This is a genomic window from Pseudomonas sp. LFS074, from assembly GCF_047978165.1.
GTDB classification, from domain to species: Bacteria; Pseudomonadota; Gammaproteobacteria; order Pseudomonadales; family Pseudomonadaceae; genus Aquipseudomonas; species Aquipseudomonas putida_P.
The window spans coordinates 89,481-112,855 of the sequence record NZ_JBFPFV010000001.1 but is presented as its reverse complement, the minus strand read 5'-3'; the positions used below and the strand labels follow the sequence as shown (position 1 = coordinate 112,855).

General features: G+C 62.0%; 23 protein-coding genes. 16 read left to right on the top strand and 7 right to left on the bottom strand.

All coding sequences use genetic code 11. From position 1 onward, the window contains the following. The first annotated feature begins 34 nt into the window (after positions 1-34). The 6 genes from ACNQP3_RS00565 (at position 35) to ACNQP3_RS00540 (ending at position 5,462) form a co-directional block, all read left to right on the top strand. The gene (locus tag ACNQP3_RS00565; protein ID WP_012269958.1) at positions 35-1,528 is read left to right on the top strand and encodes an acetyl-CoA hydrolase/transferase family protein; all 1,494 of its coding nucleotides are present in this window, start codon (positions 35-37) and stop codon (positions 1,526-1,528) included. A gap of 401 nt (positions 1,529-1,929) precedes the next feature. After that, a complete protein-coding gene (locus ACNQP3_RS00560) occupies positions 1,930-2,145 on the top strand; it encodes a DUF1127 domain-containing protein (protein ID WP_012269957.1) in 216 nt (71 codons plus the stop codon). 308 nt (positions 2,146-2,453) lie between these two features. Beyond that, on the top strand, positions 2,454-2,771 hold the full coding sequence (locus ACNQP3_RS00555; protein ID WP_012269956.1) for a DUF2388 domain-containing protein: 318 nt from the start codon (positions 2,454-2,456) through the stop codon (positions 2,769-2,771). Positions 2,772-2,860: 89 nt separating this feature from the next. Beyond that, positions 2,861-3,154 carry a DUF2388 domain-containing protein gene (locus ACNQP3_RS00550; protein WP_012269955.1) on the top strand — a complete coding sequence of 98 codons (294 nt, stop codon included), beginning with the start codon at positions 2,861-2,863 and terminating at the stop codon, positions 3,152-3,154. A gap of 35 nt (positions 3,155-3,189) precedes the next feature. Then, the gene (locus ACNQP3_RS00545) at positions 3,190-3,510 is read left to right on the top strand and encodes a DUF2388 domain-containing protein (RefSeq protein WP_003252932.1); all 321 of its coding nucleotides are present in this window, start codon (positions 3,190-3,192) and stop codon (positions 3,508-3,510) included. Further along, entirely contained in the window at positions 3,507-5,462 is a 1,956-nt protein-coding gene (locus tag ACNQP3_RS00540; RefSeq protein WP_041166347.1) for a DUF4105 domain-containing protein, read from the top strand. The genes ACNQP3_RS00545 and ACNQP3_RS00540 overlap by 4 nt, the downstream gene beginning before the upstream one ends. 124 nt (positions 5,463-5,586) lie before the next feature. Here ACNQP3_RS00540 and ACNQP3_RS00535 read toward each other — a convergent pair whose 3' ends face one another. After that, complete coding sequence (locus ACNQP3_RS00535; protein ID WP_012269952.1) at positions 5,587-5,988, bottom strand: GFA family protein; 402 nt, start codon at positions 5,986-5,988, stop codon at positions 5,587-5,589. 266 nt (positions 5,989-6,254) lie between these two features. Here ACNQP3_RS00535 and ACNQP3_RS00530 point away from each other — a divergent pair, with 266 nt between their 5' ends. The 9 genes from ACNQP3_RS00530 (at position 6,255) to ACNQP3_RS00490 (ending at position 16,422) form a co-directional block, all read left to right on the top strand. Beyond that, on the top strand, positions 6,255-7,562 hold the full coding sequence (locus tag ACNQP3_RS00530; protein ID WP_012269951.1) for a CitMHS family transporter: 1,308 nt from the start codon (positions 6,255-6,257) through the stop codon (positions 7,560-7,562). A 69-nt stretch (positions 7,563-7,631) separates the two neighbouring features. Further along, positions 7,632-8,402 carry a TerC family protein gene (locus tag ACNQP3_RS00525; protein ID WP_012269950.1) on the top strand — a complete coding sequence of 257 codons (771 nt, stop codon included), beginning with the start codon at positions 7,632-7,634 and terminating at the stop codon, positions 8,400-8,402. 197 nt (positions 8,403-8,599) lie between these two features. Beyond that, complete coding sequence (locus ACNQP3_RS00520) at positions 8,600-10,258, top strand: Na/Pi cotransporter family protein (RefSeq protein ID WP_012269949.1); 1,659 nt, start codon at positions 8,600-8,602, stop codon at positions 10,256-10,258. A gap of 30 nt (positions 10,259-10,288) precedes the next feature. Continuing rightward, entirely contained in the window at positions 10,289-11,695 is a 1,407-nt protein-coding gene (locus ACNQP3_RS00515; RefSeq protein WP_012269948.1) for a M16 family metallopeptidase, read from the top strand. A gap of 94 nt (positions 11,696-11,789) precedes the next feature. Continuing rightward, positions 11,790-12,812 (top strand): DUF5924 family protein, encoded by a 1,023-nt coding sequence (locus ACNQP3_RS00510; RefSeq protein ID WP_012269947.1) that lies wholly within the window; start codon positions 11,790-11,792, stop codon positions 12,810-12,812. Between the two features lie 114 nt (positions 12,813-12,926). After that, entirely contained in the window at positions 12,927-14,060 is a 1,134-nt protein-coding gene (locus ACNQP3_RS00505) for an ABC transporter permease (protein ID WP_069943023.1), read from the top strand. Continuing rightward, entirely contained in the window at positions 14,057-14,848 is a 792-nt protein-coding gene (locus ACNQP3_RS00500) for an ABC transporter ATP-binding protein (protein WP_060494430.1), read from the top strand. The genes ACNQP3_RS00505 and ACNQP3_RS00500 overlap by 4 nt, the downstream gene beginning before the upstream one ends. Before the next feature lie 3 nt (positions 14,849-14,851). Next, positions 14,852-15,790, top strand: coding sequence for an MlaD family protein (locus ACNQP3_RS00495; RefSeq protein WP_060494431.1), 939 nt, complete (start codon positions 14,852-14,854; stop codon positions 15,788-15,790). Further along, positions 15,787-16,422, top strand: a complete 636-nt coding sequence (locus ACNQP3_RS00490) for an ABC-type transport auxiliary lipoprotein family protein (RefSeq protein ID WP_060514963.1) — start codon at positions 15,787-15,789, stop codon at positions 16,420-16,422. Before ACNQP3_RS00495 ends, ACNQP3_RS00490 begins: the two co-directional genes overlap by 4 nt. Here the strand turns inward: ACNQP3_RS00490 and ACNQP3_RS00485 are convergent. The 6 genes from ACNQP3_RS00485 to ACNQP3_RS00460 form a co-directional block, all read right to left on the bottom strand. Next, positions 16,404-17,633, bottom strand: coding sequence for a nucleoside recognition domain-containing protein (locus ACNQP3_RS00485; protein ID WP_012269942.1), 1,230 nt, complete (start codon positions 17,631-17,633; stop codon positions 16,404-16,406). The genes ACNQP3_RS00490 and ACNQP3_RS00485 overlap by 19 nt on opposite strands. 143 nt (positions 17,634-17,776) lie before the next feature. Beyond that, positions 17,777-19,105, bottom strand: a complete 1,329-nt coding sequence (gene gltP / locus ACNQP3_RS00480; RefSeq protein ID WP_012269941.1) for a glutamate/aspartate:proton symporter GltP — start codon at positions 19,103-19,105, stop codon at positions 17,777-17,779. A gap of 744 nt (positions 19,106-19,849) precedes the next feature. Next, positions 19,850-20,320, bottom strand: coding sequence for an inhibitor of vertebrate lysozyme family protein (locus tag ACNQP3_RS00475; protein WP_012269940.1), 471 nt, complete (start codon positions 20,318-20,320; stop codon positions 19,850-19,852). A gap of 2 nt (positions 20,321-20,322) precedes the next feature. Next, entirely contained in the window at positions 20,323-20,484 is a 162-nt protein-coding gene (locus ACNQP3_RS00470; RefSeq protein ID WP_003252966.1) for a DUF1328 domain-containing protein, read from the bottom strand. 43 nt (positions 20,485-20,527) lie between these two features. After that, positions 20,528-20,818: a hypothetical protein gene (locus tag ACNQP3_RS00465; protein WP_012269939.1), complete on the bottom strand. Its 291-nt coding sequence runs from the start codon at positions 20,816-20,818 to the stop codon at positions 20,528-20,530. A gap of 174 nt (positions 20,819-20,992) precedes the next feature. Next, the gene (locus ACNQP3_RS00460; protein WP_060514961.1) at positions 20,993-21,814 is read right to left on the bottom strand and encodes a BON domain-containing protein; all 822 of its coding nucleotides are present in this window, start codon (positions 21,812-21,814) and stop codon (positions 20,993-20,995) included. Positions 21,815-22,023: 209 nt separating this feature from the next. Here ACNQP3_RS00460 and algB point away from each other — a divergent pair, with 209 nt between their 5' ends. Next, on the top strand, positions 22,024-23,370 hold the full coding sequence (algB, locus tag ACNQP3_RS00455) for a sigma-54-dependent response regulator transcription factor AlgB (RefSeq protein WP_012269937.1): 1,347 nt from the start codon (positions 22,024-22,026) through the stop codon (positions 23,368-23,370). Positions 23,371-23,375 lie beyond the last annotated feature (5 nt).

The following is a 23,375-nucleotide window of genomic DNA, read 5'->3' as shown; positions in this document are numbered from 1 at the left end:
CTGCAGTAGTTTCAGTAGCCCGAGATAACAATCCATGTACCGTGATCGTATCCGCTTGTCCTCCCTGCACAGCAAGGTAATGAGTGCGGCTGATGCCGCTGGTCTGATCGAGGACGGCATGACCGTCGGCATGAGCGGTTTCACCCGCGCCGGCGAAGCCAAGGCCGTACCGCATGCACTGGCCGAACGTGCCAAGCAGTCGCCACTGAAAATCAGCCTGATGACCGGCGCCAGCCTGGGCAACGACCTGGACAAGCAACTGACCGAGGCCGGCGTGCTGGCTCGCCGCATGCCGTTCCAGGTCGACAGCACCCTGCGCAAGGCCATTAACGATGGCCAGGTGATGTTCATCGACCAGCACCTGTCGGAAACCGTCGAGCAATTGCGCAACCAGCAGCTGAAGCTGCCGGACATCGCAGTCATCGAAGCCGTGGCCATCACCGAGCAAGGCCACATCGTGCCGACCACCTCGGTGGGCAACTCGGCCAGCTTCGCGATCTTCGCCAAGCAGGTGATTGTCGAGATCAACCTCTCGCACAACACCAACCTCGAAGGCCTGCATGACATCTACATCCCGACCTACCGCCCGACCCGCACCCCCATCCCGCTGGTCAAGGTAGACGACCGTATCGGCAGCACCGCCATCCCGATCGACCCGGCCAAGATCGTCGGTATCGTCATCAGCGACCAGCCAGACTCGCCGTCCACTGTGCTGCCGCCAGATGATGAAACCCAAGGCATCGCCGACCACCTGATCAACTTCCTCAAAAAGGAAGTGGACGCTGGCCGCATGACCAACAAGCTCGGCCCGCTGCAAGCCGGTATCGGCAGCATCGCCAACGCGGTGATGTGCGGCCTGATCGAATCGCCGTTCGAAGACCTGACCATGTACTCCGAAGTACTGCAGGACTCCACCTTCGACCTGATCGACGCCGGCAAGCTGAGCTTCGCCTCGGGTAGCTCGATCACCTTGTCCAGCCGCCGCAACGCCGACGTGTTCGGCAACCTGGAGCGCTACAAGGACAAGCTGGTGCTGCGCCCGCAGGAAATCTCCAACCACCCGGAAGTGGTACGTCGCCTGGGCATCATTGGTATCAACACCGCACTGGAGTTCGATATCTACGGCAACGTCAACTCCACCCACGTCTGCGGTACCCGGATGATGAACGGCATTGGCGGTTCGGGCGATTTCGCTCGTAACGCCCACCTGGCCGTATTCGTCACCAAGTCGATTGCCAAAGGTGGCGCGATTTCCAGCGTGGTGCCAATGGTCAGCCATGTCGATCACACCGAGCACGACGTGGACATCCTGGTCACCGAGCAGGGCCTTGCCGACCTGCGTGGTCTGGCGCCGCGCGAACGGGCACGGGCGATCATCGACAACTGTGTGCACCCAGACTACCGCGCTGCGCTGAACGATTACTTCGATCGCGCCTGCCAGCGTGGCGGCCATACCCCGCACATCCTGCGTGAAGCGTTGAGCTGGCACGAGAACCTGGAAGAAACCGGGCGCATGCTGGCTAGCTGATGGAGAAGCGGCCTTGTGTCGCGATGGGGCTGCACAGCAGCCCCTTCTTTTTCAGCTGTAACGCCGCAATCCTGGGCCGGTCTGCGGCCTTGTCGCGACACAAGGCCGCACCATTACGACTGTGCTGCACAGTCCGGCCTTCCTTCTTTATAAAACTGTTCTACTGTACCGGTTTTCAACCGATCCTCGCCGCTTAAAACCATCTCCATCTCTTAAATCGCACCATATTCGTGCAGACCAGTACAGTTGCGCCATTTTCGAGTGCAACAGTAGGGTTACACAGTTAACTGAGCCATCGTCTTTCAACTGAACTGTATCTACTGTTATGGACAGCAGAGGAGGATCATTGGCATCAGTTAAATCACTACCTAATCCCGCCATAAGCGGAAGGATGAAGCATCATGGAACGTACCCTCAGTTCCGGTCTGGTTTTTGAAAGCAACGCCCAGCAATCCAACGCATCGATGCCGCTGCGCGCACTGTCCACCCTGCTGCTGTGGCAGCGCCGTATGGCCAGCCGCCGTCAACTGGCTCGCCTGGACAGCCGCCTGCTGGCCGACGCCGGTATCAGCGAGTCGCAGCGTTACGAAGAGCTGAGCAAGCCTTTCTGGCGCTAAGCACCGGCTTGCCGGCTGCGGCCGGCACCGCGAATTCCCAAACCCGTTGCAGGTCACTGCAACGGGTTTTTTATTGCCCGAAAGGCGCGTTGCAGAGCGCTCAAGGTCATTACCAGTACAGTTTTGTAAAAACCAATAATCACCATTACAGTTATCACGCACAACACGCGTTGACCTCCCAACGCAGCACCGCGTGATACGCTTGGCTTAACCGTCTGCTAGAACCAGTTGTTGAAACGTACCGTGACGAGCCCTGCAAACGTCCGATAGAGCAGAACCAACCTGACCCTACCCAGGAGTCCACGATCATGTCCCGTAAACACCTGCTTGGCGCCGCCCTGTTACTCGGCCTGGCTGGCACTGCCCACGCCACCAGCTTCGTTGTCACCACCGACACGGTAGTACGCGCCGTTGCCGCTTCCACTGACGCCACATCCGACCTTTCCTCGTCGTTCCGCGACGACAAGATCGTGCAGGCGGCCCGGGATGACGCCGCCACGTTCGTCGGCACTCAAGGCGATATCCGCGGTGCCCGCCTGGAAAGCGCCTTCGTGCACATCCGTTCGAACATGCCGGCCCTGCAAGCCAGCGATGCACAGCTGGCCCAGGCCATCCTGGCGCTCTGATACACCCTAGGCAAAACAGGTGCGTTGGCTAGAGCCCTCGCACCTGGGGTAGCCTTCGTCGTCCATTTTTCCAGCCTTCAAGAAAGCCCATGCGTTATCTGTTGCCGCTGCTGTTCTCCGTTGTCGGCATGGCCAGCGCCCATGCCATGGATACCACCACGCAAGGCCTGGTCATCTCGGGCTATGCCACCAGCCAGGTCACTACCGCGCCCTTCGATCGCAAACTGATCAGGCAGGCCCGTGATGATGCCGCCGCATTCGTTGCCAGCGATGGCGTGATCCGTGGTGCACGCCTGGAAGCCGCGCTGGAATCATTACGCCACAATTGTGCACGGCACACTGTCGGCGATCTGGAACTGGCGCAGGCAATTCTCGTCCAATAACTCACCTGACTCCCTGTATTTTTCGGAGATGCTCCATGCGTAAACCGCTGATTGCCGCTTCCCTCGGCATGCTGCTGCTGGCCGACCTGGCCCAGGCACAGACCCTGGTGGCTACCAGCAACATCATCGTGCGTGCCTTCGGCCGTTCGATCGACTTCACCTCGGACACCACCACGTCTATCCGTGATTCCAAAGTGGTGCGCGAAGCCCACGACGACGCTGCCAGCTTCGTCGCCAGCAACGGTGACATCCGCGGCGTCCAACTCGAGGCAGCCTTCAACACCCTGCGCGAGCGCGTACCAGAAGCGCGCGGCGCCAGCGACCAGGTACTGGCCGAAGCCATCCTCGCACTGTGATTCGCGTGCGCGCCTGGCTGCTCGGCTGCGCCCTGACGCTGCTCGGCACGCCCGCCTTGGCCGACCTGCAGCTAGAGCTGCAGGCGTCCGGCCTGGACCCGCAGCAAACCCAAGCCTCACAGGCCCTGCTTGACGAGGCCATGGGCAGGCTGCCGCCGCGCTTCAAGCAACAGTTGGACCGCCGCGTGCGGGTCAGCTGGAGCGACAACATGCCTGCCGACGCCTATGGGCAGGCATCACTGGTATCCACCCTCGAGCTCAACCGCCGCTTGCTGCCCAGCCTCACCGACGGCAGCGCCGCCACCGAGCGCACCAACCGCCCCCATGGCACGGTGCGTGAAGAGCTGCTGGCCACCGTGTTGCACGAGCTCACCCATATCTACGACCGTGCCCGCCTGTGGCCCGGTGCCGAGCGTTCGCTGATCGCCCGCTGCAAGCGCCAGCAGGGCACGCTGGGCAAGATCGGCCTGCCTGAAGAATGTCGAGGCCAGGCTGAACGTCGATTCACCCTCAGCGACGACCCGCGCCTGCTCGACCTGGCCGGCTGGCCACAATACGTGGGCCGACGCGGCGAGCGCGAGCAACACAATGGCCAGTTCGTGCGTAGCCCCGACAGCTATGAACTAAGCAGCCCCAAGGAATACATCGCGGTCAACATGGAGTACTTCCTCCTCGACCCAAGCTACGGCTGCCGCCGTCCGGCGCTGAACCAGTACTTGCGCCAGCATTTCGGCTGGGCACCGCAACAGGACACCTGCGCCAAGGGCCTGCCGTTCATCAACGCTGGCAGTGACTTCGCTCGCCAGCCACTGGGTGAGATCGACCCCGAGCGGGTCTATGAAGTGGACTACCTGCTGGCCGAAGCCAACCAAAACCTGGTCAGCCGCTGGGGTCACAGCATGCTGCGCCTGGTGATCTGCAAACCGGGCCGCCCACGCGGTCCAGACTGCCGCCTGGACCTAGACCAAAGCCTGGTGCTTTCGTACCGCGCCTTCGTCAACGACGTGCAGCTGTCCAGCTGGGACGGCCTGGTCGGTAACTACCCGTCACGACTATTCGTATTGCCACTGGGCCAAGTGATCGACGAATACACCAAGACCGAACTGCGCAGCCTGGCCTCGGTGCCCTTGAAGCTCAACCGCGAAGAAATCGAGAACCTGGTGCGCCAGGCCGCCGAGATGCACTGGAGCTATGACGGCAACTACTGGTTCCTGTCCAACAACTGTGCAGTGGAGTCGTTGAAACTGCTGCGCAGCGGCACAGCCAACCCGCGCATAAATGACCTGGACAGCATCATGCCCAACGGTTTGCTGGCCGTGCTAAAGGGCAGGGGGCTGGCCGACACCAGCGTGCTTGATGACCCGCGCGAGGCGTTGCGCCTGGGCTACCGCTTCGATTCTTACCGCGACCGCTACCAGGCCATGTTCGAAGTGCTCAGGAAACAGCTGCCGATCAAGCAAGCCCTGGTTGAAGACTGGTTGGCCCTGGAGGCCGATCAACGTCGCAGCTGGTTCGCCAAGGCTGACCTGCGCACCAGCGCCGCGTTGCTGCTGCTCGAACAGGCCAGCCTTCGCCGGCAGCTTCTGCTGGCTCAAGACGAGGTCAAGCAGCGCTACCTGAATGCTGCGGCGCTGAAAGATGGCAGCGTCAACAAAGCTGACGCAACCCTCAAGCAGATGCTCGCCAACAGCGGTTTCCTCAGCCGTCCGGCAGAGTTGCTGGATGCCAAGGGCTACGGGCTGCCGCAACCCGAAGAGCGCAAGCACCTTGAGCAGGTGAGCAGCGAACGCCAGGCACAGCTGTTGCGCTTGAGCACCAGCCTGGACAAAGAGGTGAGGGCGCTGCTGGAGCCATCACGGGCCAAGGAAATTGCCGCGATCGAAGCCAATGTGAAGCAGATCGGCGAGCACTTGCGGGCGCTGCACAAGGCTGCGGGTGGCCTGCAATTGTGATGTTGCCTGTGCCGGCCTCTTCGCGGGTAAACCCGCTCCCACAGGGACTGCACAGGCCTTGAGGCTGCGGTGATCCTGTGGGAGCGGGTTTACCCGCGAAGAGGCCGGTACAGACAACACAGGCCTAAAGCTTCTCCTCAGCCTCGGAAGGCAACTGTTCATCCAGATGCAGCCAAGGTAGCCGACTGCCCACCCAGATATGCCGGTTGGCCCTGACCAGTTCCGGGTGATCCAGCGTCGCCACCGTCACATCCACCGTTTCCGGGCTGTGCGTGGTCACCAATGCCACATGCGCCCCGCAATGCCCACAGAAGTACCGGCTGCAACTGGCCGGTGCCACATAGCAGTTGGGTTCGCCCGCCAGCCACTGAAACCCCGAACGAGGCAGGGTGAGCCAGGTCACCACCAGCCCGCCGCTTACCCGGCGGCATATCGAACAATGGCAATGGGCGATGTCCGTCAGGTCGCCCTCCAACCGGTAACGCAAGGCGCCGCAATGGCAGCCCCCTTCGGTCACATTCTGCATCACCTACCTCTCGTCGCCTTTGCTTCGGCGAAAGCTGGCTGAAAGCTTGCCCTCATAGGATAGCGCCCACTACCGGCACGAGACCGGTCAGCCAGGGCACCCGGTAAAACCGCGCCCGGCCCAATCAACAACAACAATGGTGATTCTGATGTATTCCTGTGCCCGCCTTTCCGCAGTCCCCCTCCGCATGCTCCCCGCGCAGCGCCCAACGCGCTGATCCGCCCGAATCGACGTTCCTTTCGTAGCGCCACGCCTGGAGTATTGCCATGCTGACCTTCCTCGGCTTTGCCATGGTCATCACCTTCATGTACCTGATCATGACCAAGCGCCTGTCGGCCTTGATCGCGCTGATCCTGGTACCGATTCTGTTCGCCCTGTTCGGTGGTTTTTCCGCCAAGATCGGCCCCATGATGCTCGAAGGCATCAGCAAGCTCGCGCCAACCGGCGTGATGCTGATGTTCGCCATCCTCTACTTCGCCCTGATGATCGACTCCGGCCTGTTCGACCCGGCCGTGCGCAAGATCCTCAAACTGGTCAAGGGCGACCCGCTGAAGGTCTCGGTCGGCACCGCTGTACTGGCCCTGGTGGTCTCGCTCGATGGTGACGGCGCCACCACTTACATGATCTGCTGTGCCGCCATGCTGCCGATGTACAGCCGCCTGGGCATGAGCCCGCGGATCATGGCCGGCCTGATCATCCTCGCCGGCGGGGTGATGAACATGACCCCGTGGGGTGGCCCGACCGCCCGCGCTGCCAGCGCCCTGCACGTAGACCCATCGGACATCTTCGTGCCGATGATCCCGGCCATGCTGTTCGGTGTGCTGGCGATCCTGGCCATCGCCTACATGTACGGCAAGCGTGAACGTGCTCGCCTGGGCGAACTGCACCTGCCGACCGACGACATCGACCACAGTGAAATCACTGTCTCGCAGTACCCGGACGCACGCCGGCCCAAGCTGCTGTACTTCAACGGCGCACTGACCGCTGCCCTGATGGTCGCACTGATCGCCGGTGTACTGCCGCTGCCGGTGCTGTTCATGATCGCCTTCAGCATCGCGATGATCGTCAACTACCCATGCCTGCAGCAGCAGAAGGACCGCATCGCCGCCCACGCAGGCAGCGTACTGGCCGTGACCGGGCTGATCTTCGCCGCAGGCATCTTTACCGGCATCCTGTCCGGTACCGGCATGGTCGACGCCATGTCCAAGAGCCTGCTGGCGGTCATCCCCGAAGCGCTGGGCCCTTACCTGGCGGTGATCACCGCGATCGTGAGCATGCCGTTCACCTTCTTCATGTCCAACGATGCGTTCTACTACGGCGTGCTGCCAGTGCTGGCCGAAGCCGCCAGCCATTACGGCATCACCCCGGTAGAGATGGCCCGTGCGTCGATCGTCGGGCAGCCAGTACACCTGCTCAGCCCGCTGGTACCCTCCACCTACCTGCTGGTGGCCCTGGCCGGTATCGAATTTGGCGATCATCAGCGCTTTACACTCAAGTGGGCAGTGTTGGTGTGCCTGTGCATAATGCTCGCCGCACTGCTGATGGGGATTTTCCCGCTGTTCAGTAGTCTTTAATACACACGTATCACCTACGCGACGCGCCCTGACCGGGGCGCGTCGCCATTACCGCTCGAAGGAAAATACATGGAATGGCTGACCAGCCCGGAAATCTGGGTTGCCTTTTTCACCCTTACCGCGCTTGAAATCGTCCTCGGTATCGACAACATCATCATGATCTCGATCCTGGTCAGCCGCATGCCCAAGCACATGCAGCCGCGCACCCGGATCTTCGGCCTGGCCCTGGCCATGGTCACCCGCATCATGCTGTTGCTGTCGATCACTTGGGTCATGCGCCTTACCGCCGACCTGTTCGTGGTGTTCGGCCAAGGCATCTCCGGGCGCGACCTGATCCTGTTCTTCGGTGGTCTGTTCCTGTTGTGGAAAAGCTCGCAAGAGATCTACCACGGCCTGGAAGGCGAAGACGAAAACCCGGACGAGCCAAAAGGCGCGGGTGGCAAGTTCTTCTACACCATCATCCAGATCGCCATCATCGACATCGTGTTCTCGCTGGACTCGGTGATCACCGCAGTGGGCATGGTTTCCCACGTTCCGGTCATGATCGCGGCCATCGTGGTTGCCGTGCTGGTGATGATGCTGTGCGCCGGCGCTATCAGCGACTTCATCGACAAGCACCCGTCGCTGAAGATGCTCGCGCTGTCGTTCCTGATCGTGGTCGGTACCGTGCTGATCGCCGAAGCGTTCGACGTGCATGTGCCCAAAGGCTACGTCTACTTTGCCATGGCGTTCTCGCTGGCAGTGGAAGCGATCAACATTCGCATGCGCACCGCCGCGGCCCGCAAGGCAGGCAAAGAGCATGATCCGGTGAAACTGCGCAAGGACATTCCGGGTCAATAAGACCAGGAAGTGCAGCACAGAAAGGGCCCTTCGTGGCCCTTTTTTCATTTCTGGTCGGTTTCAAACCCGTGCCAGCCATGCGAAGCTGGCGACAGCTGCGCAAAACAACCAAAGCTTTGAGTGAGCACCGAAAATTATTCCAATGCTCACGTTTCTTTTCTTGGCCCACTAGGCCATCGCAACAGGGGGCCTTCGCCATGCTGACCCTGCTCAACCTGCTTTCGGCCGTGACGCTTCTGGTCTGGGGCACCCACATCGTGCGTACCGGCATCCTCCGGGTATTCGGCTCGAACCTGCGGCGCATCATCAGCCAGAACATGGACAAGCGGCCGCTGGCCTTCATCGCCGGCATTCTGGTCACCGCCATGGTGCAAAGCAGCAACGCCACGGCCATGCTGGTCACCTCCTTCGTCGGCCAAGGCCTGATGGCCATGACCCCGGCCTTGGCGATCATGCTCGGTGCCGACGTGGGTACCGCACTGATGGCCCGGGTACTGACCTTCGACCTGTCATGGCTGTCGCCACTGCTGATCTTCCTCGGGGTGATCTTCTTCCTTTCGCGCAAGCAGACGCGGGCCGGCCAATTGGGCCGTGTAGGCATCGGCCTTGGGCTGATCATCCTGGCACTTGAGCTTATCGTGCAGGCAGCTGCGCCGATCACTCATGCCCAGGGCGTGAAAGTGCTGTTTGCCTCGCTGACCGGCGACATCATGCTCGACGCCCTGGTCGGGGCGATGTTCGCCATGATTTCCTATTCAAGCCTGGCCGCCGTGCTGCTCACCGCCACACTGGCCGGCGCCGAAGTGATCAGCCTGCCGGTCGCCATCGGCCTGGTAGTTGGCGCCAACATCGGCAGTGGGCTGCTGGCGTTCATCGGCACCAGCATGCAGAACGCCGCCGGGCGCCGGGTGGCCCTGGGCAGCCTGCTGTACAAGTTGATCGGCCTGGTGCTGATCATCCCGGTGCTGCACCCGCTGGTGGAATGGATGGACTCGTTGAGCTTCAGCCCGCAAGAGCTGGTCATCGGCTTCCACCTGCTCTACAACACGCTGCGCTGCCTGCTCATGTTACCCACGGTCAAACCCATGGGCCGGCTGTGCAACGCCCTGTTGCCCGAACGGGAAACAGGCAACGGGCAAGTGCGCCCACGCCACCTCGACGCCTCGGCACTCGAAACGCCCAGCCTGGCCCTGGCCAATGCATGCCGAGAAACCCTGCGCCTGGGCGATATCGTCGACAGCCTGCTCGAAGCCATGCTCGGCGCGTTGCGCGGTACCCAGGCGGCCTTGCCACAGCAGGTCCGCGCCTTGGGCGAAGATGCCGAAGCCCTGTACAGCGCGATCAAGCTGTACCTGGCGCAGATGTCGCGCGAGGACCTCAGCGAACAGGACAATCGCCGTTGGGCCGAAATCATCGAGCTGGCCATCAACCTCAAGCTCGCCTGCGACCTGATCGAACGCATGCTGCGCAAGGTCCAGCAGCAGAAAACCAGCCAGCGCCGGGAGTTTTCCCAGGTCGGCCTGGAGGAACTGACCGGCCTGCAGGAACAATTGCTGGCCAACCTGCGCCTGGGCCTGTCGGTGTTCCTCAGTGCCGACCCGGAAAGCGCCCGCTTGCTGCTGCGGGAGAAACGCAGGTTCCGTGCCCAGGAACGGCGCCTCGCCCACGCCCATGTCAGCCGCCTGCAGCGCAAGGTCGTGCAAAGCATCGAGACCAGTTCGCTACACTTGGAGCTGATCGCCGACATGAAGCGGTTGAACTCTTTGTTCTGTAGCAGTGCCTATGTGGTACTGGGCGGCTCGGACACCGGTGGGCTGATGCTCGACAGTGTGCCGGACGAAGCCCGCCAGCCGTGAATTCTTATAGCTAAGGACCCTCGCTCGCCCATGCGTTGCCTGATGTTCGTTTGCCTGCTGATCTGCAGCCTGCCCTCGATCGCCCTCGACCGCTCGCGGGTCGAAGGCTACCTGTTGCCCAATGGCCTGCAGGTCATCCTGAAAAACGGCTACGAACGTGATCATGTGGCAATTCGCCTGGTGGTCGGGGTGGGCCTGGATGACTTCGATTGCGAGCAGAAAGAACTGCCGCACCTGCTTGAGCACCTGTTGTTCAGCGGCATCGACGAAATGGGCGAGGGCGGCCTGGAAGAGCGCCTGCAGGCGCTTGGCGGCGAGTGGAACGCCTACACCAGCAGCGCCGACACGACTTTTGTCATCGAAGCCCCTGCGCGCAATCAGCGCAAGGTCCTCGACCTGCTGCTGGCGGTGATCCGCGATACCCGCATCGACGCCAAGGCCCTGGCCACCGCCAAGCGCATCATCGAACGCGAAGATGGCGGCCACTACGGCCACTTGCAGCGCTGGCTCGACCGCCAGGATATCGGCCACCCGGCCAGCGACCAGTTGGCCACCGAGCTGGGGCTGAAATGCCCGGAGCGCTCCAACCTCGACGACATGACCCTGGAGCAAGTACAGGCCTTGCGTGACCGCTGGTACGCGGCCAACAACATGACCCTGATCGTGGTCGGCGGCCTCGACCGTCTGCTGCCGGCGTATCTGGAGCGCACCTTTGGCGAACTGCCAGCAACTGAACCAGAAGAACGCCGCAACCTGGAAAGCATTACCCAGCAGGCCGAGCAGCGCCGCGACCTGACCCGTGGCTGGCTGGGCGACAGCGTCAAACTGCACTGGCTGTTCATCGAGCCCGTGCTGGACAACGACCACCAGGCCACCCTCGACCTGCTGTCGCGTTACCTGGACTGGGCGCTGTACGACCAGCTGCGACTGCGCAATGGGCTGTCCTATGGCCCTTCGGTGCAACGAGAAAGCTTCGGCGACACCGGCCTGCTCAGCCTCAATGCCGACCTTGAGCGCGATGACATCGACAAGGCGGTGAAGGTGATGCAGGCGCTGTTCGACCACCTGCGCAAGGAAGGCCTCGACCCAGACACCTTTGCCCGCATCAAGGACGCCAGCGTCGCCAAGGAAAGCTGGAGTACCCAGGGTAACAGTGCCTTGGCCGACTACTACTGGGGTGCGCTGAACGACTATACCGACGGGCGCTTCGCCAACCCGGTGCGCAAGCTGCGCCAGGTCAGCCTGGCCCAGGCCAACGAGGCGCTGAAGGCACTGCTCAAGGAGGACGGCTACCTGCGCATCGAAAAGCCGTTGCTTGGCTATGACGAACTATACGGGCTGGTCGCGCTGATAGTGGGCCTGATACTGGCGGCCGGGCTGCTGCGCTGGCGGCGGCAAGGCCCGCAACGGCCGAGTGGTGCTACACGGCAGCGGTGAATCGGCGGTATCCTTTTGCCAGTACCGGCCCCTTCGCGGGCGTGCCCGCGAAGGGGCCGGTACCGCCAACTCATCCTTTCTGTCGTAGCCCCCAATGCCCCAAATCCCCCATATCGTCCAGCGCATCATCGAACTGCTCAAACGCTACCCCGGCATCATCGCGCTCGGCGGTTTCCTCTCCGGTATCGGCAGCTTCATCCTGGTCGATCGCCAAGCCGGCCTGGCCAGCTGGGTCGCCATACTCATGCTGGTCAGCTGGGTCTGGCTGATGCTGGAAAACACCCTCACCGGCTTGTTCGCACGCACCTTCAACCGCGAGATCCCGCAGCCGCTATTGCGCTACGCGACGCAGATGATCCACCAGGAAACACTGTTCTTCGTGCTGCCGTTCTTCTTCATCACCACCACCTGGAACAGCGGCCAATTGGTCTTCACTGGCTTGCTTGGCGCCGCCGGCCTGATTTCGATCACCGACCCCCTGTACTACAAGTGGCTGGCACCCCGGCGCTGGCTGTTCCTGGCACTGCACACCCTGACGCTGTTCGCCGCCCTGTTGACTGCGTTGCCGATCATCCTGCACCTGACCACCGCGCAAAGCTTCAAGCTGGCCCTGATCGCAGCCATGGCCCTGTCGTTCCCAAGCCTGGCCAGTAGCTTCCCGATCAACAACTGGCGCCGCGCCGTGGCGCTGGTGGTGGTTACCCTGTCGGTCGGTGCCGGCGGCTGGCTGTTGCGCTCCTGGGTGCCGCCAGCAACCCTGTGGATGACCGAGGTGGCGGTGAGCACCGAAGTACTCAACCGCCAGCCAGGCGAATCGCTGGACGAGATTGCCGCCAGTCGCATACGCAGCAGCGGCCTGTACGCCTATACCGCCATCAACGCGCCACGCGGCCTGAATGAGCGGATCTACCATGTGTGGCAAAAGGACGGCCAGGAGGTCGACCGCATAGCCCTGGACATCCACGGCGGGCGCAAGGAAGGCTACCGGGCCTGGACCCACAAGCAGAACTTCCCGCCCAACCCGGTAGGCAAGTGGCAGGTAAGGGTGCTGACCGAAGATGGGCAGGTGATCGGCGTGCTGCGCTTCAAGGTGGTCGACGACGCACCGGCGCAGTAAGTAAAAAGGGGCTGCGTTGCAGCCTCGTAGCCCCTAACACAGCACATAATCAACAAACAGCCCATGCCCGCTGCGCTATGATCAGCCCCTAAGCCTTAGCGCCGAGTCAATTGCATGGAGCCTATGACCACCCCCAGCGCCATTCTGGACACCAGCAGCCAGCCGCCCTGCCTGCGCATTACCGGTGATTGGACCCTGGCGCATTACGCCAACCTCAAGCGCGAAAGCGAGCAACTGCGCACGCAATACGCTGCCGACACCGTCGCCGACCTCAGCCAGCTAGGCCGCCTGGACACCGCCGGCGCGTCGCTGCTGGCCGAGCTGCTAGGTTCCGAGCGCCTGTCGTGCTGTACCCAAGACCTGCCCGAAGCCAGCCGCGCACTGCTCAAGAACGTCTACTGCTCGGTCCAGGACTACTGCATCCCGGTCAAGGAGCCCGAGCGGAACGTACTGCTGATGCTGCTGGAACGCATCGGCCGCGCCGTCGGCACACTGTGGCAAGACTCCATGCAGTTGCTCGGTTTCGTCGGCGTCATCCTCGAAACCTTGCTGCGTCGCGCCCTGCAACCGCATCGCTGGCGCTTCACACCGGTGGTGGCACATATCGAACAGACCGGGCTGGATGCCGCGCCCATCGTCGCCTTGCTGACCTTCCTGGTGGGTGCGGTAGTGGCCTTCCTCGGTGCCACGGTGCTGGCCGACTTCGGCGCGACCATTTTCACCGTCGACCTGGTGGCGTTCTCGTTCCTGCGCGAATTCGCCGTGCTGCTGACCGCCATCCTCATGGCCGGGCGCACGGCCAGCGCGTTCACCGCGCAAATAGGCTCGATGAAGGCCAATGAAGAAATCGACGCCATCCGCACCCTGGGCCTGAACCCCATGGAGCTACTGGTGGTGCCACGGGTGCTGGCCCTGCTGATTTCGCTGCCGTTGCTCACCTTTGTCGCGATGATCTGCGGCATGATTGGTGGCGCGGTGGTCTGCGCCCTGACGCTGGATATCTCGCCGGCCATGTTCCTGTCGCTGCTGCAAAGCGACATCGGCGTGCAGCACTTTCTGGTAGGCCTGGCCAAGGCACCCTTCTTCGCCTTCCTGATCGCCGCCATCGGCTGCCTGGAAGGCTTCAAGGTCAGCGGCAGCGCCGAATCGGTAGGGGCACACACCACCTCGGCGGTGGTGCAGTCGATTTTCGTGGTCATCGTGCTGGATGCGGTAGCCGCGCTGTTCTTCATGGAGATGGGCTGGTGAGTGATCAGGATCGCGTCATCGAAGCCCGTGGCATCTGCAACCGCTTCGGCCGCCAGGTGGTGCATGAAAACCTCGACCTTGACCTGTACCGTGGCGAAATCCTCGCCGTGGTCGGTGGCTCAGGTAGCGGCAAATCGGTGCTGCTACGCAGCATCATCGGCTTGCGCCGACCCAACGAAGGGCAGATCAAGGTATTCGGCCAGGACTTGGCCGGCCTGGGTGAAGAACAGCGCTCGCTGGTTGAGCGGCGCTTTGGCGTGTTGTTTCAGAAGGGCGCGCTGTTCTCTTCGCTGACGGTGACCGAGAACGTGGCCTTGCCCCTGATCGAGCACGCCGGGCTGTCCCGCGCCGATGCCGAGCACCTGGCCGGCGTGAAGCTGGCCCTGGCCGGGTTGCCGATCTCGGCCGCCGACAAGTACCCGGCCTCGTTGTCGGGGGGCATGATCAAGCGTGCGGCGCTGGCCCGCGCACTGGCCCTGGACCCGGACATCCTGTTCCTCGACGAACCCACCGCCGGCCTGGACCCGATCGGTGCCGCCGCGTTCGACCAGTTGATCCTCACCCTGCGCGATGCCCTGGGCCTGTCGGTGTTCCTCATCACCCACGACCTCGACACCCTGTACACCATCACCGACCGCATTGCGGTGCTGTCGCAGAAAAAAGTCCTGGTGGCCGGCCCGCTGGCCGAGGTCGAGCAGACCAACGACGCCTGGATCCAAGAATACTTTCACGGCCCACGCGGGCGCGCAGCCGAACAGGCTGCCACCCGTGCCGGGCAGGAGCGCTGAGCAATGGAAACCCGAGCCCATCACGTTCTTATCGGCCTGGTCACCGTCCTGGTGGTGGCCGGCGCCATGCTGTTCGGCCTGTGGCTGGCCAAGTCCAGTGTCGACGACGCCTTCAAGGATTACGAAGTGGTGTTCAACGAAGCCGTCTCGGGCCTTTCCCGTGGCAGCCCGGTGCAGTACAACGGCATCAAGGTGGGCGATGTGTCCACCCTGCGCCTGGACCCCAAAGACCCACGCCGGGTACTGGCACGGGTACGTCTGAGCGGTGACACACCGGTAAAGGAAGACACCCAGGCCAAGCTGACCCTGGCCGGGGTCACTGGCAACTCGTTCATCCAGCTCAGCGGCGGCACCCCGCAAAGCCCAGAACTGAAGGGCAAAGATGGCAAGCTACCGGTGATCATCGCCTCGCCATCGCCCATCTCGCGCCTGCTCAATGACAGCAGCGACCTGGTGACCAACATCAACCTGCTGCTGCACAACGCCAACCAGATGTTCTCCGAGGACAACATCGGCCACCTCAGCAACACCCTGGCCAACCTCGACAAGACCACCGGCGCCTTTGCCGGCCAGCATGGCAGCATCGCCGAGGCAATCGAACAGCTGGTGCAGGTGGGCAAGCAGGCCAGCGCCACCCTGGCCGAAACACAGACGCTGATGCGCAATGCCAACGGCCTGCTGGGCAGCGAAGGCAAACAGGCGATCGGCAGCGCCGAGCAGGCCATGCAGTCACTGGCTGAAAGCACGGCAACCATCAACAACCTGCTGAAGAACAACAGCGAGGCCATCGGCGACGGCGCCCAAGGCCTGAACCAGCTCACCCCGGCCATTCGTGAACTGCGCGAAACCCTTAACGCACTCAAAGGCATTTCCCGGCAACTGGAGGCCGACCCGAGCGGCTACCTGCTTGGCCGCGACAACAACAAGGAGTTCCAGCCATGAAACCGTCGCTGCGCCTGCTGGCCCTGGCGGCCGCGCTGAGCCTGGCCAGTGCCTGCTCGATCCTGCCCAAAAGCGAACCCGTGGACCTTTACCGCCTGCCAGTGAATCAACCCAGCCGCACGGCACCGGCACTGGACTGGTCATTGCGCCTGAACAAGCCACTGGCCAGCGAAGTGCTGGCCGGGCCACGGATTGCCGTGATTCCCCAAGGCGATATGGTCAGCAGCTACAAGGGCGCACGTTGGAGCGATGCGGCCCCGGTGCTGCTGCGCAACCGCTTGCTCGATGGCTTCCAGCGTGACGGCCAGGTGCAGCGCCTGAGCGCCGACGACAGCAACCTGCAGGCTGACTACGAGCTGGCTGGCGAGCTGCAGGCGTTTCAGAGTGAATACCGCCCAGGCGGGGCGGTAGAGGTGGTGATCCGCTACGACGCACGCCTGGTCCAGGGGCGCAACCAGCGCATCCTGGCCAGCAAGCGCTTTGAGATCCGCCAACCACTGACCGACAAACAGGTGTCAGCCGTGGTTACCGGCTTTGGCCAAGCCAGCGACCAACTGGTGGGGCAGGTGGTGAGCTGGACCATTGCCCAGGCAAACCAGGCTCAACCGAGGGTTCAGGCGAAGAACCAGTAGCAGATGAAGATCGCCGCGATCACCCCGGACAACTCGGCCAGCAGTGCGCAACCGACTGCATGGCGCACACGTTGGATGCCGACGGCGCCAAAGTACACGGCCAGTACATAGAAGGTGGTTTCGGTACTGCCTTGAATCGTCGCCGCGACCAAGGCCGGGAAACTGTCCACGCCTTGGGTCTGCATGGTTTCGATCAGCATGGCCCGTGCTGCGCTACCGGAAAACGGCTTGACCAGCGCCGTCGGCAAACCCTCGACGAAGCGTGTGTCCAGGCCCATCCAGTTCACCGCATGGCGAATGCCGTCCAAGGCCAGCTCCAAGGCACCTGATGCGCGCAGCACACCCACCGCCACCAGCATCGCCACCAGGTAGGGCAGCAGGTTCTTGGCCACATCGAAACCTTCCTTGGCACCTTCGACGAAGGCTTCATACACCTTCACCCGCTTCAAGGCACCGATCACCAGGAACAGCATGATCACGCCAAACAACGTGAGGTTGCCCAAGATGGACGACAGGCTTGCCAGTGCAGCGGCCGACAGGGTGCCGAGGAACGCCATGAAACCTCCCAGCAGCAAAGCGCCGGGGATGAAGTAGGCAAGCACCACCGGGTCCCACAGTCGCAAGCGCTGCATCACTGCCACCGACAGCAGGCCGACCAAGGTCGAGACGCTGGTCGCCAGCAGGATCGGCAGGAACACCATGGTTGGGTCCGGCGCGCCCTGCTGGGCCCGGTACATGAAGATGGTGACCGGCAGCAGCGTCAGCGAAGAGGCGTTGAGTACCAGGAACAGGATTTGCGCGTTGCTCGCCGTGGTGCTGCTGGGGTTCAGCTCCTGCAGCGCGCGCATGGCCTTCAGGCCAATCGGCGTCGCGGCGTTGTCCAGGCCCAGGCCGTTGGCGGCAAAATTCATGGTGATAAGGCCCAGGGCCGGGTGACCAGGCGGCACTTCCGGCATCAGGCGGGCGAACAGCGGGCCCAGCACTTTGGCCAGCCATTCGACGATACCGGCCTTTTCGGCGATCTTGAGAAAGCCCAGCCACAGGGTCAGCGTGCCGAACAGCAGCACCATCACCTCCACCGACAGCTTGGCCATGGCGAAGATGCTTTCGACCATTGCGGCGAAGATGCCCGCGTTGCCGGCCACCAGCCATTGGGCCAGGGCGGACACCGCCGCCACCAGGAAAAAGCCGAGCCAAAGGCCGTTGAGCATCCGTGTGTACCCCCTGAAAAATGCCCGAATGATAGCGTATCGAAGCCTGGGGCTGGCGATCGCGCGCCTACAATGGTCCGCGAATGACCCGGAAAACAAAAAGCCCCGACAAGTCGGGGCTTTGGGTCAAACAGCCATCAGGCTCAGCGCTTGGCGGTTTCGCCAACCACCGCAGCTTCCTGCTTGTCGGCCATCAGCGAAGCGTAGTACTTCTCGCCCTTGGCGGCGTCGTACATGCCTTCCCAACGAGCGATGACCAGTGCAGCCAGGGCGTTGCCGACAACGTTCAGCGCGGTGCGGGCCATGTCCATGATGCGGTCGACACCGGCGATGAAGGCCAGGCCTTCCAGCGGGATGCCCACGCTGCCCAGGGTGGCCAGCAGCACGACGAACGACACACCCGGCACACCAGCGATACCTTTGGAGGTGACCATCAGTGTCAGCACCAGCAGCAGCTGCTGGCTCCACGACAGGTCGATGCCGTACAGCTGGGCAATGAAGATGGCCGCGATGCTCTGGTACAGGGTCGAACCGTCAAGGTTGAAGGAGTAGCCGGTCGGCACCACGAACGAGCAGATCGACTTCGGCGCGCCGTACTTCTCCATTTTCTCGATCACGCGCGGCAGCACGGTTTCCGAGCTGGAAGTGGAGTAAGCCAGAATCAGCTCATCTTTCATGATGCGCATGATCTTGATTACCGAGAAGCCGAACACGCGGGCAACCAGGCCCAGCACCATGAAGGCGAAGAAGGCGATGGCGAAGTACACCAGCAGCACCAGCTTGGCCAGCGGCAGCAACGAACTGAAGCCGAAGTTGGCCACGGTCACGGCGATCAGGGCGAACACGCCGATAGGGGCGTAGTTCATGATCATGTGGGTGACCTTGAACATGGTTTCCGAAACAGCCTGGAAGGTACGCACCAGTGGGTCGCGCAGTTCTGCCTGGAGGCTCGACAGGCCCAGGCCGAACATGACCGAGAAGAAGATGATCGGCAGCATTTCGCCACGCATGAGCGCTGCGAAGATGTTCGACGGGATCAGGTTCAGCAGGGTTTCGATGAACGCGTGCTCATGCTGCACCTCGGCCGCAGTGGCCTGGTACTTGGAGATGTCCACGGTACCCAGGGTGCTCATGTCGATGCCGGCGCCCGGGTGGAACAGGTTGGCCAGCACCAGGCCCACGACGATGGCAATGGTGGTCACTACTTCGAAGTAGATGATGGTCTTCAGGCCAATGCTGCCCAGTTTCTTCGCGTCGCCAACCCCGGCGATGCCCACGATCAGCGACGAGATCACGATCGGGACGACGATCATCTTGATCAGGCGAATGAAGATGTCACCAGCGGGCTGGAGGACGTTGCTGATCCACCAGGCCTTTTCTGCACTGAAGTGGTTCAGTAGCGCGCCGATTGCAACACCCAGGACCAGACCGATGACGATCTGCCAGGCGAGGCTCAGTTTTGCCTTCTTCATGTCTTTACCCTTTGTTCTAGTGGTCATGGCACCTGGCGGAAACACGTGTAACAGAGCCATTGGCAAAGTCACGAGCCGTGCAAGCTTCCGTCCGGCGACGTCATGTAAGGACACCGCAGGCGAGCGACAGGGCGCTCTGGCCAGCGAAAAAGGCGGCAACTATTGCGACGGGAAGGGGCGAAAGCTAATGCCGGAAACGCATACCCCATGCCGTTTTGGCATACGGTTTTCGACCCATTCGGCAGCTTCGCAAGTGATTGATTTATAACGTTCGGAATCCCGAACAAGACCAAACCGCCATATTTCGGCAGATTTGACGGTACATAAAGGGCAAGGAAGATGGCTTGTTCGACAATCCGAATGGCGTAAATGCCGCTTGTACCAGCAACAAGAAGGTCGAAAAAAATTTGATGTACGGTCGAGACAAAATGTGTCTCGGGAGAAAAAACGCGCAAGAGAAGCGACGCTTCATACAGGGCTCCTCGGAAGTCAGGCCTGACAAGGTATCCCTGTGATACCGCCGGCCTGATACTTCCGATTCCGCCTTTCCTGACCCGGCCCATTACTGGAGGCACTCCCTGTACCCCTAGGCCACTCCGATCCTGCAACAATCAGAACAGCCCGGCCCCTTGGTCATGTGCTGCCCCTCCTCGGGGCGGCGCATCATAGAAGGCTGAACTATAGAAAGGTTCAGCTTCTATTACGTGACAGTGGTGACCGTTCATCCGTACCGGCAATAAATGCTCAGTACCAGTTCGGGTCACGCTTGAGCTGCTCCTGCAGCATCGCCTTCATGCCATCGTCCGGTTCGCCTAACCAACGATACTGCGCATGACGGGTGGGCGACTTGTCGCTCGGCAAGCCTTCGGGCACCTCCACGAGCATCCCGTAGGCGTCATCCTTGTCCCAGCTGAACGCCACGATCAGGCGTTTGTAAGTGCAATTATCCTTGGCCTCGCACAGCGGCCCGACCAAGTACTTGTCGCCGTCTTCGGTAACGGCAGACATCTGCTGCTGAGCACTGCCGGTCAGATTGACCACCCAATCGGGCAGGCGTTCCTCGCCTTTGAGAGTGTCCTGCCAGGTTTCCCGGTACTCCGGGTCCGAGCCGAGCAACTGATCGACCCGGACCTGGCCGTCATTGGCCGCCATCGCCGCCGTACTGCCACCCAGCAACAGGGCGGCAGCCAGGGCTGAACAAAGCTTCCTGCTCATCTTCAACCTCGTCCACGTCCAAAGAAGAAGGAGGCTACGAACAACACCAGGAAGACGATGAACAGGATCTTGGCGATACCCGTCGCAGCGCCCGCGATACCACCGAAGCCCAGTACAGCGGCGACAATGGCAATGATGAGGAAAGTGATAGCCCAGCTCAGCATGGTGGTTCTCCTTTCTTTTTGCGGAATAGATCCGGCCGGCAGGTCAGAAGACCCAGCGGTCCTGAGGCACGACAGTTTCCAGGGTGGCCGGTGAGGCAGTGGCCTGGCCGGTAGGCAGCGGCTCAGCCGCCTTGACCAAGGTGTTGGCACGGGTTGCCTGGATCTGCGTCAACAGGGCAGTCTGCGCCGCCACTTGCTCGGCCAGACGCGCCGTTTGCCAGCTGTAATAGAAGAGGCCGGCGGCCAAGGTCAGCAGCAACGCCATGCCGAGTGTCAGCATCTGGCGCAAGGGCAGTGCGGCGATCTGCGAGCGGTTGACGGATTGGCGGTTCATGCCGGCTCCTCCTGCTGTAATTTTTGTTCAAACCTGAACAGGTAATTGCAGCCTGCATGCCAGCCTTCGAAATTAAATTAAATCCTTTTAAATCAACTAGTTAGATAACAACAAGGCAAGCAGTAAGGACGTATCCTGCACGATGCCGCCCGTGCAGTCGTGCGAATTGCACGATCAGCCTTCGACCTTGATCGCCACCTTGAGCAGGTCAGCATCCACCCCACGCACACCGATGATCTGCCGGGCGATCTCCACAGCGATGGTTTTTTGCTCGGCGCTGACCACCTCGCCCGACAGCCTTACCATGCCTGCCTCGCTAGCCACTTTCAGGTTCAGGCCGTCGAGGTTGCGACTGAAGCGATAGCTGTTCTGGATCTTGTCGATGATCCAGCTGTCACTCGGCTGCGGCCCAGTTGGCGCCCCCACCGGTGTTTCCCGGGCCTTGGCCATGGCGGCGGTATCCAGGCTGACCAGGTTGTTGACCAGGTGCACGCCGTCGGTGGTACGCGCCACCACGCCCGCCAACTCCTTGGCTTCGGCACTGTCGACCTTGCCGCGCAAGGTCACCACGCCTTCACTGCTTTGTACTTCTATAGGCGCCTTCTCAGTGGTGCGGCTCCACAGCAGACGGGCACGTATCACCGCAGCCAGGGTGGCGTCCTCCAGGCGCTGGGCGTAGGCACGCAATTCAAGCGGGCGCTCTACCAGTTGGGGATTGACTCGCAGCTGGTTCTCCACCTGTTCAATACCCCGAGTGGCCCGTGCCACATCCTCGGCCAGCTGCCGCTCGACCTCGTTCTCCACTTCACCGGAAAGACGCGCCTGCTTGCCGTCCACTTCAACCGTGATACGGAACGGGTCGAGCATGCGATTGAGTGACAGGGCGGTTTGCAGGGCGCCTTCCAGGCGCGCGTCCTGCACAGGGTCGGCGAATGCAGGGGTAAAGGCTGGCAGCAGGGTGGCTGCCAACACGGCTGTACGCAGGGAAAAGGGCATGGCAGTGCCTCCTTCTTGGCAAAATCTAAAAAACTTCGCAACCAATGTGCCAGCGCGTGCCTCTAAGCAAAGCATTGGAAAATCACGGGTTGCAGGCATCCTTTGGCCATTGGCTAGCATGCAAAGGACAGAATCCTTCAGAATTGACCATGCAACTTGCCCGATTTTTCCCACACTAAATAACGATCTATCCCAAAGGAGCGCAGGAAATGGAATCAGCCCAGGACAACCAAGGCCGCATTCTGCTGGTGGATGACGAGTCCGCGATCCTGCGCACCTTCCGCTACTGCCTGGAGGACGAGGGCTACAGCGTGGCCACGGCCAACAGCGCGGCCCAGGCCGAAAGCCTGCTGCAGCGCCAGGTGTTCGACCTGTGCTTCCTCGATTTGCGCCTGGGTGAAGACAATGGCCTGGACGTGCTGGCGCAGATGCGTATCCAGGCCCCGTGGATGCGAGTGGTGATCGTTACCGCACACTCGGCGATCGATACAGCGGTAGACGCCATCCAGGCCGGCGCGGCCGACTACCTGGTCAAGCCGTGCAGCCCCGACCAGTTGCGCCTGGCCACCGCCAAGCAACTGGAAGTGCGCCAGCTTTCTGCCCGCCTGGAGGCGTTGGAAGGTGAAATTCGCAAACCCAAGGACGGCCTCGACTCTCACAGCCCGGCCATGATGGCGGTGCTGGAAACCGCCCGCCAGGTCGCCACCACCGACGCCAACATCCTCATCCTTGGCGAGTCCGGTACCGGCAAGGGCGAGCTGGCACGGGCCATCCATGGCTGGAGCAAGCGCGCGCGCAAAGCCTGCGTGACCATCAACTGCCCGTCGCTCAACGCCGAGCTGATGGAAAGCGAGCTGTTCGGCCATACCCGTGGCGCCTTCACCGGAGCCAGCGAAAGCACCCTTGGGCGGGTCAGCCAAGCGGACGGCGGCACGCTGTTCCTCGACGAAATCGGCGATTTCCCGTTGACCTTGCAGCCCAAACTGCTGCGCTTCATCCAGGACAAGGAATACGAACGCGTCGGCGACCCGGTTACCCGACGTGCCGATGTGCGCATTTTGGCCGCCACCAACCTCAACCTCGAAGAGATGGTGCGCGAAAGCCGCTTCCGCGAAGACCTGCTGTATCGCCTGAACGTCATCACCCTGCACCTGCCGCCGCTGCGCGAACGCAGTGAAGACATCCTCACCCTGGCCGACCGCTTTCTCGCCCGCTTCGTCAAGGAATACTCTCGCCCCGCCCGCGGTTTCAGTGACGAGGCGCGCGCTGCGCTGCTCAACTATCGCTGGCCCGGCAACATTCGCGAACTGCGCAACGTCGTGGAACGGGCCAGCATCATCTGCCCACAGGAGCGTGTGGAAATCAGCCACCTGGGCATGGGTGAGCAACCCACCGGCAATGCGCCACGCGTGGGTGCCGCGCTTAGCCTGGATGAGCTGGAGCGCGCGCATATCGGTGCCGTGCTGGCCGCCAGCGATACCCTCGACCAAGCGGCCAAGACCTTGGGCATCGATGCCTCCACCCTGTACCGCAAGCGCAAGCAGTACAACCTGTGAAGTGG